This is a genomic window from Micromonospora sp. ATA51, from assembly GCF_016802855.1.
GTDB classification, from domain to species: domain Bacteria; phylum Actinomycetota; class Actinomycetes; order Mycobacteriales; family Micromonosporaceae; genus Micromonospora; species Micromonospora sicca.
Map to the genome: position 1 here is coordinate 60,537 of NZ_JAEVHJ010000005.1, position 18,237 is coordinate 78,773.

Genomic DNA, 18,237 nt, shown 5'->3' on the forward strand with positions numbered 1-18,237 from the left:
GGCGCGGTGAGACCCTGGCGACGTCGGCATGCCCCCGTTTACCCCCCGAAAACCCCCGCCTGCGGCTGACAAACAGTGACAAGAAACGATCATTGCCTGGTCGTGTCTGTGCAGCTCGGCGCCAATTCCCGACAGTCAATGACAAGGTCGAGGTGGCTACGGTTGGTAACAAGGGGTCTTGACAACCAATGACAAGCCCTGAACGGCGATGCTCGACAAGAGGTTCTCCTGGGTTCAAATCTCCTCGTTCCCCACGAGAACCTAATGCTGAAACGGCGGATACGTCGGTCGAGGAGTCTACTACGAGCGAGCCCTCCCGCCGACTACGCTTTAGCCGGCCGCATCATGCTCCTGTATCCACGGCCTGGGGAGCCCTGTACCTGCCGAGAATGCCATCTGGGCAGCTCAGGCGGCGTGCTCGTATTCGTGAAGGACACCACCGAGGCGGTCACGCCGGTGGATGTTCAGCCGGACGAGTTGGTCCGGGTCGGTGATCGGTTCGGGCAGCGGCTTCAGCGGCCGGACATTCGCGATCCCCTGATGCGGGCGGTGTAGGTTGTAGAACCGCTCGTACTCCCGCAGCGCATGCAGTAGATGCCGCTGGTTCCAGATCAGTGTGCGGTTCAGCAGTTCGCGGCGGCAGGTCCGCACCCAGCGTTCCATGATCGCGTTCATGCGGGGCACTTGGATACCGCTGGGCACGACCGTGATGCCGGCGTCGGACAGGATCGCGTCGAACGTGCCCGGATACTTGCCGTCCCGGTCCCGGATCAAGTACTTGACCTTGCAGCCGGCGTCTTCGAGATCCATCACGAGGTTGCGTGCCGCCTGGCAGACCCAGGCGGCGGTCGGGTGCGCCGTGACGCCCAGGACCCGGATCCGGCGGCTGGCGTGTTCGATCACCGTCAGGATGTACATCCGCGCTCCGGTCAGCGTCACGGTCTCGATGAAGTCGGCGGCCAGCAGCGCTTCGGCTTGGGAACGCAGGAAGTCCGTCCAGGTGGTGGCGGCCCGATCGGGTGCGGGGTCGATCCCGGCCTCGCGCAGGATCTCCCAGACGGTGGACGGGGCGACCTTGATCCCGAGCGTGAGCAGCTCCCCATGCACCCTCAGATACCCCCAGCTACCGTTCTCCCTCGCCAGGCGCAGTACCAGGGCCCGGATCGACCGCAGCGTGCGGGGCCGGCCGCGTCGCCTGGGCCGCGACACCGCGGCGTGGCGGCGCGCGATCAGGTCACGGTGCCACTTGAGGACTGTGTCGGGCCGGACCAGCAGTCGCAGGCGCCGCAGGGTCGGCCTCGGCAGCGGGTGCAGCAACGCGGAAAGCCACGCCCGATCGACCGGCTCGAACCGGACCTGCTGCCCGTCGAGTTGGCGCTGCAACACCGCGAGCTGGTGGCGCAACGACAGGATCTCGATGTCCTTATCGTGGTCGCCGCAAGGCAGCAGTCGCAGCAACGTCAACGCGTTCGTGATACCCAGGTACGCCAGTCGCAGCAGCATGAGTCGGCATCATCGCGTAGTCATCGGTGACGATGGGCAGGGGTGACGCCCTCGATCAGGCCAAGGTCGGGCCCGGACTCCTGCGACCCGCACGGATGCCTTTCTCGACAGGTACAGGGTCGGTCACCAGCGCGGTCAGCTCGCTCGCGCTCGGTGGTGTGTCGCCGAACGGCGAGGGCACCCATCCCCACAATCCCACAATGCCCGCGACGGTGAGTAGGAGCAGGCCGCTCCGCAGCAGCAGGAGCGGCTTCGCTGACAGTACCTGCAAAGGGTAGACGGGCGAATCCTGAACTCGGCGGCCTCGGGGCCGCTGGCGTCAGCCGGTGGCCGCCGTCGCGGTGAACAACAGTTCGGCGACGCTGCCAGCGAAGTCGGGCAGCATGTGGGCAGCTAGCACCCAGGCTTCCGGGTTGTCGTCCACCGTGGACTCTATTGCGAGCCTTAGTGCGGCCAGCCCTTCCTGCTGGCCCTCGTCCTTAACGAGTGTCAGCATCGTTAGCGCCTGGGCCGCCGGACGCCCGTGGGCGAACACGTCCGACCAGCTCAACTGGCCGGCCGCGATGAGCTTTGGCACCGCCTCGCGGTCGACCGGGATCTGGGCGAGCAGATCGGCTGGCGGCTCGCCGCGGTTCAGCCCGGCCTCGAGCGTTGTGGCGAACGCAGTACGGAACCACTGCGGGCATCCCGGCCTGGTACACAGGGCCGCGAGAATGTCGTCGGGGAACGGCCGCTCGGCGTGCTCGTCGCGGATGGCCTTCCAGTTCCAGTCGTGGGTCTCCCGCAGGGAAGCCGAGCTCGGGCTCGTTACGCCGTGCAGGAGGGCGAGCTGCGCGGCGACCGTCTCGCCGCGTGTCACCTCGTCTTCCAGCCGGCTGAGCATCTCGGGCTCCGGTCCGGCGACGCGCTTGATCACGGCCGCGGACAGCAACCGGCCCTGGAAGGTGGCCGGCCCGTTGGTGACGGCGAGCAGCTTGTCGACTGCGGCGCGGCCGTGCCGCCGCCAGAGGTTCACCACCAGCCGCAGCTGCGGGATCTCGCCGTAGACTAGCCGGTATCGCGGGATGTGTAGCTGCAGGTCGAGGTCGACACAGTCGATCGCGTCGCGGGCGTGGTACGGCGACAGTCCGCTGCCGCCCCGGTACGCCAGGAGGTGTTCACGCAACGCCGGATCGAGGGGGAGCGACCCGGTGTTTCCGAAGGGTCGCTGTGACAGGATCCGCTTCCGCAGGTGCCAGCTGAGGTTGGTGGCCCGGAACAGCTGGTTGTTGACCACCGGGTCGTCGCAGGTGGCGAGCCGGTCAATGGCGGCCGCGTCGAGGTCGCGCCGGGTGGACAGGGACCGGCGCAGGGCGGGGTTGGGGCTGGCGAGCGCCGCGTCGAGCCACTCGTCGCGCCACTGGCCGCGGCTGAGCAGGTCGAAGATCGTGTGGTCGTCGACGTGGTCGAACAGGGCGAGGTGGGTGTCGGTCGGTGCGGCGTCGAGGAGGGCGAGGAACGCCGCCCGTATCCCGTTGACCGTCTTGCGCTCGCAGACATCGGGGATCGGCTTCGCGTCGGGCCACGCCGTCGGCGGCCGTCCGGTGGGCTCCTCGGTCAGGAGGTCCACGCTGGACCCTCGGTGGCCCTTCAACCGGGCACGTAGCACCCGCCATCGGTCCGCATCGGCACCGAGCCGGTCGGCCACCAGCGTCCGCAGCTCCTCGAGAACAACCCGGTGCCGGTGCAGCGCCTCGAGCACCACAGGTGCGGGGGAAGCCCGGAGCAGTGCGTCGGCAGGCAGCCCGGCCTTGACCGCCTCGTCGGCCCGCCGTTTTGCGACCGCGGTGGTGTGCCGGGCCGGCAGCGGTGCCGCGAGCAGAAGAACACTGTGACGGGCGGCCGTGACGACAGCGAGCGGATGGGTGGCGAACAGCGCTAGATGCACGTCTTCCGGGCAGTCCGGCCGCCGCGCTAGCAGGATCGTCGCCTCCTCTCTGAATGGCTCGGAACCGTGGGCGGCGAGGATCTGGTCCCAGTCAAGCTCCGACCTCAGGCCCAGCTGGTCGACGTCCGCCTGGTCGCGCAGCTCCTCGATCGCACCGGCCGTTCCCTCGGCCTCGGCGACCAGCCGCGCCAGCGACGCACGGTCGATACCCAACGACGTCCCGGCCCGCTCGGCAATGGAAAGCAGCACCGGATCGTCGAGCGATGCGCCCGCGTCTACAACGGACAGCAAGCCGCGGAGCAGCTCGGCCCGCGTCAGCTCCTTGCCCGAAACCGCGAACGCGTGGGTGATCAGGCCAGGGAACGGGCTGACCACCGTCGCCCGCACCTGGTCGGGTTTCGTCACGGTGAGCATCGTGGTGACAAGGCCGGCCCAGGCGGGATCGTCGGGCCGCCCGGCGGCGAACACCGCGCGCCGGTCGCGCAGTCCCCAGAAGGAGATCGCGCGGCTGGCCACCTCGGCGTTGCCGGTCGCGGCGAGCCGCTGACGCAGGTCGGCGTGCCGGTCGGCGGTCGGATCGACAGAGCGGGCCATGGCCTCGATCAACTGCGGCCGCCCCGACGCCAGCATCGCGTCGAACAGTTCGGCCGGAAGCTGGGGAGCGGACCGGGCGACCTCGTCGAGCCGGTCGCCCAGCGCCGACACCAGGCGCTGCCACGGCTGCTGCCCCGCCGCGCGCAGCAGCCAGACGAGCGGTGCGGCCATCAGCCGGCCTGCAATCGGGCCATGCGCGCCACGGCCTCGACCCACACCTGTTGCTTCTCGGGCACCTGCCCGACCAGGTAGGTGGCCCGCAGCTTCGGGGGCAGGTACCGCAGCAGGCGGGCCACGACGTCGAGGTGTTCGCGCAGCTGCGACGCCTCGGCGTTGGCGAGGATCTGGTGCACCAGGTCGGAGTCGCCGGTACCCTCGGTACTCTGCTCCGCTGCCGCGCGCAGGCGCTTCTCCCACAGGTCGACCTCGGCTGCGAGGTCACCCAGGCCGGTGGACGGCCGCCCCTCCAGCCGAGCCTCCAGGCCGGTCAGCGGCACCGGGGCGAACTCGCCGTCGCCGAGGTAGATCAGCGCCGACTGCAGCGGCAGCTTCTGGCAGTGCAGCTTGATCAGCCGCTCCAGGGTGCGCTTGCTGACCCAGGCCCGGCCCTCATCGTCGATGTCGTTCTTCCACCACTCCAGGACCACCTCGGCGGTAGGCCCGTAGGTGTCGACCAGCCACTGGTTGGCGGGGATGTCGTCGGGCGCGACCTCGTAGCTGATCGTGAACCGGCTGGCCTGGGCCAGGTTGTTACTGGCCACGAGGAGCTTGCGGCCGAGGTGGTACGGCGGGTTCTGCAACGCCACCTGGGCGCGCAGGCCGTCGATGGGCCGCCCGGCCAGCGTCCACTCCTGGGTCACCTCCATCAACTTCGCGAAGGTCGCCTTGTCTTTCGGCCGGTTGTACTCGTCCCACACCAGCACCTTCGGCTCGTCGCCGAGCAAGCTGCGGGTGAGCAGCGAGCTCAGGGTGCCGTCGGCCACCGGAACCGGGACGCACAGATCCTCGATGTTCGTGACCGGCAGGGAGAAATATACCGGCTCGCGGCCGATCTCCTCCCGCACTACGTGCCGGGTGATTTCCGTCTTGCCGCAGCCGGGCGGGCCCTGCAGCAGCACCGCCCACCGGCGCCGGATCGCCGCGCGGAGGATGCGCCGCACCGGGTCGGCGACGCTGGCCCGGTTGGGCACGCCGAGCGCCCGGGCGAACTGGTCGAGGATGTCGTCAGTGCGGTCGGGCCCGGGGGAGCCGTCGGCGCGCTGATCGGCGAGCACCAGCCGAGTGCCGTTGACCAGCGGCAGCCCCCACCGCACCGGAAAGTCCTCGATGGCGCAGTCGATGATGTGCTGAACCGTGCGCGGCGACAGCAGGCGCCGCAGGTGCGGGCTCAGCCGCGCCCAGGCCAGGAACAAGTCGGACAGGTCACGGCCGGGGTACCGCTCGGACAGGTGCCGCCGCCACGACGTGTCGTTGGCGCCGACGCGGATGGTGGCCATCCGGTCGAGTACGGCCAGGTCGTTGCGGCGGGTGCCGACCTCCGAGGCCGACTCGTTGTCGGTGAGGAAGACGCCCACGCAGCCGAGCGCGCGCAGGTCGTGCTCACCGAGCGTCCAATTGCAGGCGACCTGCATGAGCTGCGATTGGATCGTGTCGCCCGCCTGCAGCGAGTCGTCGATCACCAGCACGAACTTCCGCGGGTGCGACAGCTGGTCCAGAATTAGCTGTTGCAGCGCCAGCTCACCGGTGCGCGGGTCGCGCACGGGTGCGTTCACCAGTAGGTCGTCGGGCGTGAGGTTGGCCGCGGGAACCAGCACCACGTCGATGCCTGGGTACCGCTTCGGGATGTAGCTCAGGAACGTCGACGTCTTCCCGATGCCGTGGTCGCCGAACACCTGCCCGGTCTGCCCGGCCGCGATCATTCCGTCGATGAACCGCTCCAGAGCTGAAGGTTCATCGGGCGCGGCCTTCGTGCGTGGCTCACGCTTGTCGCGCGGCTCAATCTGGACGCGCGTGCGCCGGGCCGCCGCCATCAGCGCTCTCCCGTCTGGACGCGGTGGCAGGCCATCGGCGGATCGGCCCGCTCCGGCCAGGTGTCGCCGCCATCCGTGATCAGCCAGATCCACTTTTCCGGCTCACGGGGTTTCACCGGCGCCGCGTGCCCGTCGGTCACCATGATCACGGCGTCGGGGCTCCCCTCCACCTCCCGGTCGCCGACCTTGAGCCGCCCTTCGGCGTAGTCGACGACGTTCTGGAAGTTGGTTCCGCCGCCGCCCAGCACGCGTTCGCCCGGCTTGAACGGCATCACCTCGCCGTCGAAGCTCAGCCACTGCGCGTTGACCCCGTCGGTCTGCCCGACGAGCCTGGTCAACCACTCGACCACGTGGTCGGGCATCGACCCGGAGGTGTCGAACGCCACCAACACGAGCTTCTCCCGCTCCATTCCCCGCCGCAGCAGCATCGGCTCGTGACCCAGCGACAACAGCACCGCGCCGAGCTTCTTCGGGTAGACCAGCCGCTCGCCGTCGCGTAGTCGCGACGCGAGCACGTCGACCAGCCAGCGCTTCCACCAGTCGACCCGGCGGGTCTTCGGCGTCTCGCCGCGCAGCGCGGCCAGCCCGAGTAACCCCCAGATCGCCTCTAGCCGGTCGTCGGCGCCGCCGCACCGGGCGGCCAGGTCGAGTAGTTCCTGCCGGGCCGCCGCGTTTCCCGCGTGCGCGCGCCGGGCCACCTCGGCCAGGACCTCGGCGACGACCTTCGCCACCGTGTCGTCGTCGAGCGGGATCTCACCGTCGGCGCCGAGGCCCAGGCTCAGCAGCAGGTGCAGGCACGGCACCGGACGCACGATCGGCTCGGCCATCCGCCGCAGCTCGCTGTAGACGCCGAAGTCGGTCTCTACGAACTGGTTGTAGTTGAGCGGATCGAGGCCCTGCCCGGCCAGGTCGTCCCGGTACCGCTCGTACACCTCGCGCGGATCGATCCCGACCGGCTCACCGGCCCGCGTCGGCAGCCGCTGGACACCCAACCGCCGCATCGCGACGTGGTTGACGGTGACCTCGGTGGCGATGGTGAACACCGGATCGGCGCGCAGTTCCGGCTCGGTGTGCAGGTGCCGCTGGATGAGGTGCCGCGCCTCGTGGAACAGGACGAACTTGACCCCGTCGAGCCCGATGTCGACGAAGAACTCCGGGTTGAACAGGAGTGAGCATACGCCGTCACCCGTGGCCGTGACCGCCGCGGTCTCGACCGCGGTGGTGGGAATGTGGTGGTGACACTTCGTGTAGAGCCATGACCCGATGACGCTGTTGCCCACGCCGAAGTCGAACAGAGCGGCCTCCTTGAGCCGCGCCGCCTCCGCCGTCGTCTCCTCGTCGGCGTCGTTGAGCGCCCGCAGCCGCCGCCGGTCGGCCAGGTCGACGAAGAAGGCTCTCACGTCGGGAACCCTACTACTCCAACATCACTTTTCCTTCCGCCGGCCGCCATGCACAAACGATCCGGTCCGCAACCGTCCTCATGCGACAGCGACGTATATAGGTAATGTCCACACCCTGCTAACCGAAGCCATTCAACGACGTGCCACCGCCATGAACCCAAAGGCGCACCGTTGTGCACCTGGCCCGCGTTGAGCGTGCTGCCGTGGTTGCCGCCGTGGTGATGAGCCCGCGATGGCCCCGGCGAACGGCCCTCCGGTCGGGTCGTCATGTCGCCGTTGGGGTGGTCCGCGCCGGACCGCAGTGGCGGGGTGCGGTGGGGCGTAGACGTACCCCGAGGTCCCTCGTTTACCCCCCGAAAACCCTGGCGTGACGCTGACAGTCAGTGACAAGAGGAGACCAGTCCTACCGGTATCTGCGCAGCTCAACGCCAACTTGCGGCAAGCAATGACAAGGCCGGGATGACTGCGGTCCGTAACAAGGGGTTTTGGCAAGCAATGACAAACGCTGAAGGAGGCTTGACAAGCGGTTCTTCTGGGTTCAAGTCTCCTCGTTCCCCATAAGGGCTGCCCGGGCAACGACCCTGCAGTCACGGTAGCCGATACGTGCAGGAGGAGTGAAACAGGAGTTTGGAGCCTGGGCACCTCGCCGGGCTGTGCGGGGTGGCCCAAAGCCTTCAAGCTGCCGGGGGATCCTCACAAGCCCTCGGAACGGTGACACGGTCTTGCTGCAGGCGAGGTGTCTGTCGTACGCACGCCGTAGCGTCAGTTCGTCCATCGGCTCGTCGATGGTCTCCGGTCGCGTCGCACCGACGTCTTGGCCCCCCGAACCGTGTCAATCAGGAAGATCGAGGCAGGAAAGCAGTGGAACCAACCGTCTCCGCCGGGCTGATCAAGGCACTCGGCTCTGCAGCCGCGCCCGTCTCCCGCCTGATCAGCCGACGCACGGTGCGCTTGCGGGTCGCATGGACGGTGGGACGGCAGGCCCGGAAGAAGGGCATTTGCGTGAAGACTCGTGAGCTGCGCAAGTGGATGGTCTTGCCGGAGGTGCAGAGCCAGTTGGCCCGGGGTGGCGCCGCGGTAGCCGACGAGGTCCTCGACGGTCTGGCCGCTCTGCTGGGCGGCAGCGGCGACCAGCGGCGATCCGATGCCGAGCAGGTCCTCGTTCTTGTTCTGGCCGCCTTCGTACGCGCACACGACCCGGCCACCGCGTCCGCCATCGCCGGGGAGTGGCAGGCAGAACACACCCGTGCCGCGGCGTCGTCTACTCGTGCTGCGGTGGAGGACAACACCCGCTCTATCCTGAGCCGGATGTCGGCCACCAACGTGTTCGGCGACCAGGTCACCATGCTCCAGCCGTGGCGCCGCGATCGGGCGATCGAGATCCGCGACTTCTGGCCGGACGTGGAGAAGCTGGTACAGGTCATCGTCACGGCCGATGACCGCGGCGCGTCCTGCGGCAGTGGTGCGAGCAGCCCCCGGACTGGTTCGCTGATGCACCCGTGGAGGTGATCTGCTGGCTGGCCGAACTCGCCTCGGACTACAGCCAGAACCCGACGGCGGCCCGCCTGTTCGGGATCGCCGTGGAGCGTGGAGCTTACCCGGCCGGCTACTGGAAGGCCCGGCAGGCGATGTGCCTGCCGGAAGACGCCTCCGCGGACGCCGGCGAGATCCTCGTCGGTGCAGCCCGGGAACACACGCTCGCGCAAGGGCTGCTGTTCGTCCACCGCGAGGACTGGGATCAGGCCATCGACGTCCTGTCCGCGTGGCTGACGTCGTCGCACGCCGATGAGGCGATGCGGCTGCAACTGCTGGCGCGGCTTCACGCTCGAGCCGGCGACATCAACCGGGGAGTCAAGTTCGCGCTCGCCGCTGCCGACATCGAGGGCGCGAGCGGATCAGCGCTGTACGCCGCTGAGTTGCTGCTGTACCGGGCGCGGTACGGGGAGACCGTGAACAGGCTGGCCGACACCGAACGGGCTGCCGCGCTGGCGATCAAGGCCCGTAACGTCCGTCGGTCGTGGCACGGCGACAGCGTCGCGGCGATCCTAGTCGCGGTCAAGGCGTACGTGCTCGGCGGCAAGGTGGCGCAGGCACGGACGCTCATTGAGCAGCAGCCGGACGGTGACGCCTGGCCGCAGGAGGTCACGGACCCCCGGCTGCGGCGAGAGCAGGCAGAACTGCTCGCCGCCACCGGCGAGTACGACCGGGCCCGGGCATTGGCCGCCGAACTGGACATCCCATTCGTTGTCGCGGAGATCGAAGCCGTGGAGCTGACCGGCACCGCCGAGAACGCGGTCGCCGCTGCGGCGTGGCAGTCGGCGCTGGCGGCCGCGGAGTCCAGCGCCGACTTTCTGGTAGCGGTCCGAGGGCTGGCCCAGGTCGGTGGCGAGCTTCCGGATCTTGCCGAGGTCGAGCAGGAACATCCCGAGCTCGTCCGCGAAATCCGGACTGTTCAGCGCGCCATGGGCGCGCAGGGGGGCACCATTGAGGCTCTGCGGGCCGGCGCCACCGACTACTTCGCACTCGCGGTGTTGCTCGCGGAGCGGTACGGGCAGGACGGGGAGCACCTGCTGGCCGCCGAGGTGCTCCAGGAAGCCGCGTACCGGTGGAACGACCCCGGCCTGATGCTGACCTCGGCGCGTCATCTGCGGGCCGCCGGTGATCCGGAAGCCGCGAAACGGGCTGCCGAACGCGCGCTGACCATGGGCGGAGCCGAGTGGGCCGGACAGTTCGATACGCGGGCGTTGATATTCGAAATCCACACCGACGAGGGCTCGTGGGACCTGGCGATCGAGCAGGCCCGCAACCTGGTGACGCTCGACCCCGACGCCGCGAACGCCCGCTGGGCGCTCGTGCACGCGTTGGTTCGGCGCGGCGACAGCGACGGTGCGTGGAACGCCCTCACCCCCGACGGCGATCCGGTCGCCCCCCGGGACCGTCACGACGCCATGACCTGGATCGGCCTGTTGGCCCGCCGCGACACCAGCACACAGTTCGTGCCTCGCGCACTATCCACCATGGCCCGATGGCCGGACGACGAGCAGCTGCTGGGCGTCTTCATCGCCCAGATTTTCTTCGGCCTGCGACAGCAGGAGCTCTCGACGACCGACGAGGACATCGCCGCGCTGCATACGGCCATGTTCGACTACACCGAACGCTTCCCCGAAAGCACGGTGTTCCGCCGGATGCCGGTCTCGGAGGACGACCCGCTCGGATCCCTCGCGCCCGACCTTCGCGCACGTTACGAGTCACTCAGCGAAGCCATCGAGGAACTCGACAAGGCGAAGCTGCCGCTAGGCATGCTGGCCACCGTCTTCGATTCCTCCTACACGGAGGCGTCGCTGAAGCGCGGCACGGGCTTCGTCAATGCCCATGCCCCGGCAGGAGAGATGCACGGCAGGGCCGCGGCTGCAGCGGCCTGGAACAAGGTGGCCGTAATCGATGTCACTGCAGCTCACACTTTGGCCCTGCTCGACCCGCACCTGCGTTCGCAGCTCATCTCGGGTTTCGCCCAGCTTCGCGCAACCGATGAGACCTACCGCGATGCGGTCCGGGGGCAGGAGTCCCTCGGCTTGCGTTCGACCATGTCCACGGGATGGGATCCTGACGCTGGGCGGCCGACCGTCACGGTGATCGAGCAGTCCGTCGCCGACTCGCTCGCCGAGCAGGCCACGACGGTATGCTCGATTCTGCACCAGGCAGCACGCCGTCCGTGGACCAGGTTCACGACGTTCCCCGACGCCGACCGGAAGTTCGAGTGGCTGTCGTCGCTCGACATGGCGGCTGCTGAACACATCCCGTTCTGGTGCGACGATCACCGTCTGCGATTGATCGCCGCTGGCATGGGCGTCGCGACCTTCGGCACGGTCGACCTTATCCGTCACCTGCAGACCCAAGGGCAGATTTCACGCGAGATCCGTGCGGCGGCCGAGGCTGTCCTGCTCACCAACTACTTCACCGACCTCGGATTCGATCGGGCAACGTTTGACCTCGCCGCGGCGATGGACGGCCGAGTACCGCGCGGGGTGGCGTTCGCGCTCACCCGGCCCGCGACCTGGACCCACCCGGCCGCGGTAATCGATTTCGTGCTCGCCATGCTGGCCCACGCAGCGACCGCCGGACCGGACCAGGTTGAGGGCTGGGTCTCCGCCACCGCGATCGGACTGGTCCGGATCACCACCGACGATGGCAGCGCCGGTGCAAACCTGCGTGTCCTACTGAGCCGGTGCATGGCGGAGCCGTGGATGAACGCCGACCGGCTGCCCGCGGTGCTGCGGGGTGTACGCGCGGGGATCGCGGAGCGCCGACTGGTGACCGATCCGTTCGAGGCGGTGGCCACCAGCGTCTACCGCAACCTGGTCACTGGCCACGGACACGCGTTCGCCATGTCGATGATGATGGCGCTGGTCGCCTTGTCGTCGGAGTCCGACAAGGCGACGACGTCGCGAGTGGTGCTGACCTACCGCGACTAGCAGCTGGGTAACAAAGGTGGCCACGAGCCTCTGGCAAGGAACTGCGCAGCGGCAGTCCGACCCCGGGTCAACGCGGCCGCCGCACCGTAGGGGTACGGGCACGTGGGCCCTGCCCGATCCGCCCCCTCCCTGAGCTACGCCTTCGACACCTGCCGGGTTCGGGTCGCCCCGCGACTTCCGAGGCGGGTGACAATGGAGTCAGTTGCGTGCAGATCAACACGATCGGCGGTGTCGGTGAGTCTGATCCAAGCGTGTGTCACCGCGACGACGACGATGCTGGCGGTTCTGATCGGCGGGTGGCTCACCGTCCGGGCTCAGGACCGGCTGTGGCGGCGCGACCATGACCGACAGTGGCGTGACATCCGGCTGAACGCGTACACCGACTTCATTGGCGCGGCCCGAGAGTACGTGGCCTTCGTCCTCAACCCGGCCGCCCGTATTACCGCGGTGCCGCGCCCGCGTGATCCGGGTGACCTCATGCCGTTCTTCGACGACGAGGGCACCCGCTACCGGGAGCGGCTGGAGAGCACCAAGACCGCCCTCCGGCTGGTGGCCGGGCAACCCGAGGTGGTGAGCGGCTCGTCGGAGCTGGTGCGCCAGGCCCGGCTCCTGGCGGCCATGCGGGCGGATAGCGGCGTCGAGGTGTTGCCGGTCAACCGGTTCGACGCGCTGTGGGAGGCCGAGCGCCGGTTCATCGAGGCGGCCCGGGCCGAACTCGGCCTGCCCTCCGCGCTCGCGCCATAACCGGTCAGCGCCCGCCGTCGCACGCGCGCAGGACGTGTCACTGTTCGCTGTCGAAGGCGCTGATGACGTGAGCGGGAGTTCGAGTCATTCCGGCGTTGCCGTGTCGGCTAGCTGACCGGTTCTGGCGGTGGCGGGGACCGGGCGGCAGGATGCGCGGATGGCCGTGAATTTTCAGCTCTCCCGCGCCCGTGAACTGCCGGCGGACGATCCGCTCGGGCGCGCCTGGGTGGGCTGGCGGGAGACCTCGACGGACGACGAGTTGTGGGAACTCAACCGGGGACGGTGGGCCCTCGCCGACCGCGTCGACAACGAGCGTTTTGCCACACTGTCGTTCGACGGCCTTGTTCAGGTGGTCGCGGAGATCAGCGGGCGGCATCGTTGCGACGATGACGGCAGGGTGAAGTGGAGGTTATCCGGCACCGTGCTGCGCCCGGGCGACCCAGTGCACGACGCGCTGAAGGGCAGGACGGTCCCACGGCACCGCAACCCGGTCGGTTACTTCGACACCTCGGATCTGGACGCGCTGTCCGCGGCGAAGCGGGCCGGATTCGTGCGGCGGAAGCCCGTCACGATGGTGGTCACCTGGAACCCGGAGAAGTGGAACCCGGACGGCACCTGGGCAGACCAGACGTACCCGCAGGAGGTCCGGGCCGTCGCCGGCGGCGGGCTGTTGCGCGGGCAGTGGGCCACCGGCGGCCGGACAGGCGGGATCGAGCCGGGCGACCGGGTCTTCTTCCTGCGCCAAGGCAGGGTGTCGCGCGGCGTCATCGGCAGCGGCACCACCACCAGCCGCATCTTCAGCGACGGCCACTGGGACGACGACCGGGCCGACGGGATCGCCAACTACGTGTTGATCGACTGGGACACGCTCCTACTCCCGGAGGACGGCCTGCCCCACGAGGCGCTGGTCGACCGTATCCCCGAGGGCGGCATGTGGCGTCCGCAGGCCAGCGGCTGGGTACCGCCCCCGGCTGCCGCCGCCAAGCTCGAGGCACTTTGGGCCGAGCACCTGGGTCTCGCCACGCCCTCGCCGCCGCGCACCACACCCCGGCAGGGCTGGCAGATGGACCCGGCGCGCCGCAAGGAGGTCGAGGACGCCGCGCAGAGGCTGCTCATGGAGCACTTCCGCAAGGACGGCTGGACCGTGCAGGATGTGCGCTTCGGCAACCCCTACGACGCCGTCGCGACCAAAGACGGGCGGATGCTCTGGCTGGAAGCCAAGGGCACGGAGACCAGCGGCGCCTCCATCATCGTCACCCGCAACGAGGTCGCGTGGGCCCGGGCGCACCCCGGCGACTGCGTTCTCGGCATCCTCTCCGACGTCACCCTCCTCCCGAACGGCGAGGTCGACGCGTCGAGCGGAACCTTCCGGGTGTTCACCTGGGACCCGGATGCGGGTGCGTTGGCACCCCGCGCCTACGACTTCACGCCGCGTACTGGTGATCGGCTCGACTGAGCGGGCACGCCATGGTCGTGCGCTTTCGGATCGACCGCGCCTACCACGCTCGGTGCGCCGCCTGAAGCGTGGTCGTGGGCGAAGTCCGTCGTCGTCACCCCTACAATCTTCCGCATCGCACAAGCCCGAGCTGGTCACACACCTAGCCTGCGGTGCGCACTCATCGACATGAGGCGGCACGTTGTCGGTGTCCTCTGGCAGGATGGCATCTAGTCCCTTCGTGGTCGAGTGGGAGTGGCACCGGTGAAGGCAGACGCGCTGAGTCCTCGTCAGTTGTTCGACGGCAAGATGCACTACGAGATCCCGCCGTTCCAGCGGCCGTATGTCTGGAACGAAGAAGATCAGTGGGCGCCTCTGTGGGCCGACGTCGTTCGGGTTGCAGAGAGTCGTGTAGTCGCCGCTGGCGCTGAGCCGACTGTGCCACACCACTTCTTGGGGGCGGTCGTCTACGAGTCGAAGCCCCCGGTCGTCGGGGATGTCACTCGACACATGGTGATCGACGGCCAGCAGCGCATGACGACGCTCCAACTCATGATCGATGCCGTCCAGGCGGCAGTCGCCGAGCGTGGGCACGATCTACTCGCTGAAGACCTCGAAGAGCTCATCCTCAACCGCTCGTCGGCCTTCCGGGGCAAGCCGGAGCGATTCAAGCTTTCGCCGTCCAAGCACGACCGGCCTGCATTTGCTCAGGCTATGGATCCCAAGCCCGATTGGGTGGGAGAGCACCGAATCGTCTCTGCGCACGAATTCTTCTCAAATGAGGCTCGCGCGTGGCTCACGGGAACACCTGACGCTGATGGCAATGCCCCACCGGGGACCGAGAAGGCGCGTGCGGCGGCGCTCTCGGCAGCGTTGCGGGATGGGCTTTACATCGTCGCGATAAATCTGACGGGCCACGACGACTCTCAACTCATTTTCGAGACACTTAACGACCGCGGTACACCGCTTCTCAAGGCTGATTTGATCAAGAATTGGGTGTTCCAGCAGGGCGCGAAGGTCAGCGCCGACGTCGAGGACTGGTCGGAGACACATTGGGTCGACTTCGACGATGACTGGTGGCGCGCCGAGATTGTCCAGGGTCGTCACCAGCGCTCCCGCATCGATATCTTCGTGCAGTACTGGCTCACGATGCGTTTGAGCGACGAGGTGAAGACCGAGCAAGTCTTCCGCGTTTTCACTGAGTACGCCGCGCCCTGCATGCGCAGCCTGGAAGGCGCGAACCAGCTCCTGAGTGAATTCCGCAGGGACGCTGACACCTATCGGGCCTTGGCGAATCTGCCCGAGGACACGGCCCAAGGGTCGTTCTACTCCCGAGTCATCGAAACGATGGGGCTCGCAGCGACCAGCCCGCTGCTGCTGTGGCTGCTTTCGGACAAGCACAAGGTGCCCGAGAAGCAGATAGAGACCGCCCTCGGGGCGCTGGAGAGCTGGGTCATGCGTCGGACGCTGCTTCGGATGACCATGAAGGACGTCAACAAGACCATGGTCTCCATCCTCAAGCTTCTCGAGCGATCCCCAATCGAGACGGCGGGCGACACGGTCCGGAGCTTCCTCTCGGCTCAGCGGGCAGATGCGCGCTTGTGGCCTACGGACGACACGATGAAGGCCGAGCTTCCCTCCCTGAAGCTCTACGGATACCTCCGCCAAACGCGTCTCCGCGTCGTCCTAGAGGCGATCGAAAGGAAGCTTCGTACCGAGTTCCACGAGAACGTCGCTCTTCCGGCCAAGCTCGAGATCGAACACGTCATGCCGCAGTCGTGGCAGACCCATTGGAACCCTGAGCCGCGGCTGCCGCCCGAGCAGGCGGCGGACCGTGACCGACGCATTCAGACCCTTGGCAACCTCACCCTGGTTTCAAAGAGCCTTAACGGCGCCCTGTCGAATCGGCCTTGGACTGACACAGCCGCTGCGGGCATGACCTCCGGCGGTGAGGTTGGCTTGGGCAAGCGCAGCCTATTGGAGAAGTACAGCCTGCTGGTGCTGTCGAAGGACTTGATCAAGGAACATCCCGATGCTTGGAGCGATGGCGATATCGAGGCGCGGGCAGCGGAACTGACTGGTCACATCTGCGAGGTTTGGATCGGTCCGCCCGCCGACGCGCAGGCACTGGAAACGATTCGGCAAGACGGCTCTTCCATACCTTCCCAGCAGACGTGGAGTAGAGCGCCAACGAACGCGTCCCACGACTTGGTCTGACTCCGCCCGGGGCTGTTCCCATCGGCACGCGGCCGGTCACCGCCTTCCGCACGACATCAGCCTTCGTGGCGCTCGAACAGAACGTCGGCGTCCTTCCAGCACTCGTGCGCCTTGGGGGCGTGAGAGCCCGCTGCCCTTGCCGAAAACCTCGTCCGCGCAGGTCACGCGGCATGCTCGTACTCGTGGAGGATGCCGCCGAGGCGCTCGCGTCTTCGTATGTTGAGGTAGGCCATCTTGTCCGGGTCGACGATCGGCTCCGGCAAGGGGTGTAGGGGGCGGGCGTTGGCTATGCCCTGGTGAGGCCGGTGGAAGTTGTAGAAGTCTTCGAACTCCCGTAGGGCGTGGAGGAGATGGTGCTGGTTCCAGATCAAGGTGCGGTCCAGGAGCTCACGGCGGCAGGTCTGCACCCACCTCTCCGTGATCGAGTTCATGCGGGGCATCCGGACGCCCTGAGCACGACTTCGATGCCCGCATCCTTGAGGATTGCGTCGAACAACTCGGGGAACTTCCCGTCCCGGTCTCGGATCAGGAACCGCGCCCGGCAGCCGGCGTCCTCGAGGTCCACGACGAGGTTCTTGGCGGCTTGCGCCACCCAGGATGCGGTCGGGTGCGCGGTGGCGCCCAGGATTCGGATCCGCCGGTTGGCGTGCTCGATCACCGCGAACACGTACATCCGCGCCCCGGACAGGGTGACCGTTTCCAGGAAGTCGCAGGCCAGCAGGGCGTCGGCCTGGGAGCGCAGGAAGTCGGCCCAGGTGCTGGAAGGCCGCTCGGGTGCCGGGTTGATCCCGGCCTCCTTCAAGATCTCCCACACGGTCGACGCGGCCACCTTCACCCCTAGAACCAGCAGTTCGCCGTGCAGGCGCCTGTACCCCCAGCTGGGATTTTCCCGCGCCAGGCGCAGCACCAGGGCGCGGACGGAACGCACGGTCCGCGGCCGGCCCGGGCGCTTAGGCCGGGACATGTGCGCGTGGCGGCGGGCGACCAGGTTGCGGTGCCAGCGCAGCACCGTGTCGGGGCGCACCAGCAGCCGCACTCTGCGTAGCACGTCGCGCGGCAGCCGGTGTAGCAGCGCCGCCAGGAATGCCCGATCGCTCGGGGTGAACCGCACCTTCTCCTTACCGATTTGCCGCTCCAGCACGGTGATCTGATGGCGCAGCGCAAGGGTCTCCACGTCCTTGTCTCGATTGCTCATCGGCAGCAGGCGCAGCATGGCGAATGTGTTCGTCACACCCAGGTAAGCCAGTCGGAGCAGCACGGCGGACCATCATGCCGCAGCGATCACCAGCTGCCGAGAGCGCAGCGCAAGCGACCCGGGTCAAGCTTCCCGACGCCCCGTACACCGGCTCCCACCAGGCCGGATCAGGTTTTCGGCAGGGGCACGGCCCGGGCGGTCTGTTGACCAGGCTGACCAGGACATGCTGGAGACGGCTCAAAAAGCGGAGCTGAGCGAGGACCCTGGTATGACAGGCACGATCCGTCCGGCGGTAACGGCGGCAACCAACAGCCTGCGGATCATGGCCTCTGACGGCCGCCGGTCCGCGTCGATCCCGAGCACGGCCGCGGTTTCAGCAGGTAGATCAGCGACCCACTCACCGATCGCTGCGTACGAGCGGTAACCGGCAACGACCGCGCACACCGCCGCCGCGACGCACGAATCCCCGACGGGCGCTGAGGTGTCGGCAAATGGGACCACTTCAACTGGGGCACCTATTCTGTCGAGCAAACGCCGTTCGCTCTGCCTCAGCAAGGCCTGGATCGGGAGGTGGCCAATCTCAGGACGCGGCTTCGCCGCCTTGCTAACGGACTATTCAATCACTGAAGTGATCTCAACAAGATTTGGTTAGGTATCGGTATTCGAAGTGGGTGAGATGGAGCGCGGCGCGGACGACGTCGCCGGTTTTTCGTGGGCTGG

At 67.9% G+C, this 18,237-nt stretch carries 12 protein-coding genes; 6 read left to right on the top strand and 6 right to left on the bottom strand.

What is annotated here, in order from left to right; all coding sequences use genetic code 11:
- Positions 1 to 405: 405 nt before the first annotated feature.
- Entirely contained in the window at positions 406 to 1,503 is a 1,098-nt protein-coding gene (locus tag JNW87_RS02195) for an integrase core domain-containing protein (RefSeq protein WP_109802445.1), read from the bottom strand.
- A gap of 319 nt (positions 1,504 to 1,822) precedes the next feature.
- Positions 1,823 to 3,817, bottom strand: a complete 1,995-nt coding sequence (locus JNW87_RS02200; protein ID WP_238452858.1) for a hypothetical protein — start codon at positions 3,815 to 3,817, stop codon at positions 1,823 to 1,825.
- Positions 3,818 to 3,836: 19 nt separating this feature from the next.
- On the opposite strand from JNW87_RS02200, the gene JNW87_RS02205 reads away from it, so the two are divergent.
- Positions 3,837 to 3,977, top strand: coding sequence for a hypothetical protein (locus tag JNW87_RS02205; RefSeq protein ID WP_238452859.1), 141 nt, complete (start codon positions 3,837 to 3,839; stop codon positions 3,975 to 3,977).
- A gap of 217 nt (positions 3,978 to 4,194) precedes the next feature.
- Here the strand turns inward: JNW87_RS02205 and JNW87_RS02210 are convergent, their stop codons facing one another.
- The gene (locus JNW87_RS02210) at positions 4,195 to 6,054 is read right to left on the bottom strand and encodes an AAA family ATPase (protein WP_109802447.1); all 1,860 of its coding nucleotides are present in this window, start codon (positions 6,052 to 6,054) and stop codon (positions 4,195 to 4,197) included.
- Positions 6,054 to 7,454 (bottom strand): hypothetical protein, encoded by a 1,401-nt coding sequence (locus JNW87_RS02215; RefSeq protein WP_109802448.1) that lies wholly within the window; start codon positions 7,452 to 7,454, stop codon positions 6,054 to 6,056. The genes JNW87_RS02210 and JNW87_RS02215 overlap by 1 nt, the downstream gene beginning before the upstream one ends.
- A gap of 1,002 nt (positions 7,455 to 8,456) precedes the next feature.
- Between JNW87_RS02215 and JNW87_RS02220 the strand changes: the two genes are divergently transcribed.
- The 5 genes from JNW87_RS02220 to JNW87_RS02240 all read left to right on the top strand — a co-directional run bounded on the left by JNW87_RS02220 (position 8,457) and on the right by JNW87_RS02240 (position 16,322).
- A complete protein-coding gene (locus JNW87_RS02220) occupies positions 8,457 to 8,963 on the top strand; it encodes a hypothetical protein (protein WP_238452860.1) in 507 nt (168 codons plus the stop codon).
- On the top strand, positions 8,954 to 11,926 hold the full coding sequence (locus tag JNW87_RS02225; RefSeq protein ID WP_238452861.1) for a hypothetical protein: 2,973 nt from the start codon (positions 8,954 to 8,956) through the stop codon (positions 11,924 to 11,926). Before JNW87_RS02220 ends, JNW87_RS02225 begins: the two co-directional genes overlap by 10 nt.
- 234 nt (positions 11,927 to 12,160) lie before the next feature.
- Entirely contained in the window at positions 12,161 to 12,670 is a 510-nt protein-coding gene (locus tag JNW87_RS02230; RefSeq protein WP_146231108.1) for a hypothetical protein, read from the top strand.
- Positions 12,671 to 12,827: 157 nt separating this feature from the next.
- Complete coding sequence (locus tag JNW87_RS02235; protein ID WP_109802451.1) at positions 12,828 to 14,126, top strand: protein NO VEIN domain-containing protein; 1,299 nt, start codon at positions 12,828 to 12,830, stop codon at positions 14,124 to 14,126.
- A 243-nt stretch (positions 14,127 to 14,369) separates the two neighbouring features.
- Positions 14,370 to 16,322, top strand: coding sequence for a DUF262 domain-containing protein (locus JNW87_RS02240; RefSeq protein WP_146231109.1), 1,953 nt, complete (start codon positions 14,370 to 14,372; stop codon positions 16,320 to 16,322).
- Positions 16,323 to 16,483: 161 nt separating this feature from the next.
- Here JNW87_RS02240 and JNW87_RS02245 read toward each other — a convergent pair whose 3' ends face one another.
- Positions 16,484 to 16,753, bottom strand: coding sequence for a transposase (locus JNW87_RS02245; protein WP_236647964.1), 270 nt, complete (start codon positions 16,751 to 16,753; stop codon positions 16,484 to 16,486).
- Positions 16,750 to 17,580, bottom strand: coding sequence for a helix-turn-helix domain-containing protein (locus JNW87_RS02250; RefSeq protein WP_236647965.1), 831 nt, complete (start codon positions 17,578 to 17,580; stop codon positions 16,750 to 16,752). Before JNW87_RS02250 ends, JNW87_RS02245 begins: the two co-directional genes overlap by 4 nt.
- Positions 17,581 to 18,237: the final 657 nt, after the last annotated feature.

Bases quoted from the DNA above. Each gene is read 5' to 3' on its own strand.
- JNW87_RS02195 (WP_109802445.1), bottom strand. From the start codon at position 1,503: ATGCTGCTGCGACTGGCGTACCTGGGTATCACGAACGCGTTGACGTTG.
- JNW87_RS02210 (WP_109802447.1), bottom strand. From the start codon at position 6,054: ATGGCGGCGGCCCGGCGCACGCGCGTCCAGATTGAGCCGCGCGACAAG.
- JNW87_RS02235 (WP_109802451.1), top strand. From the start codon at position 12,828: ATGGCCGTGAATTTTCAGCTCTCCCGCGCCCGTGAACTGCCGGCGGAC.
- JNW87_RS02245 (WP_236647964.1), bottom strand. From the start codon at position 16,753: ATGAACTCGATCACGGAGAGGTGGGTGCAGACCTGCCGCCGTGAGCTC.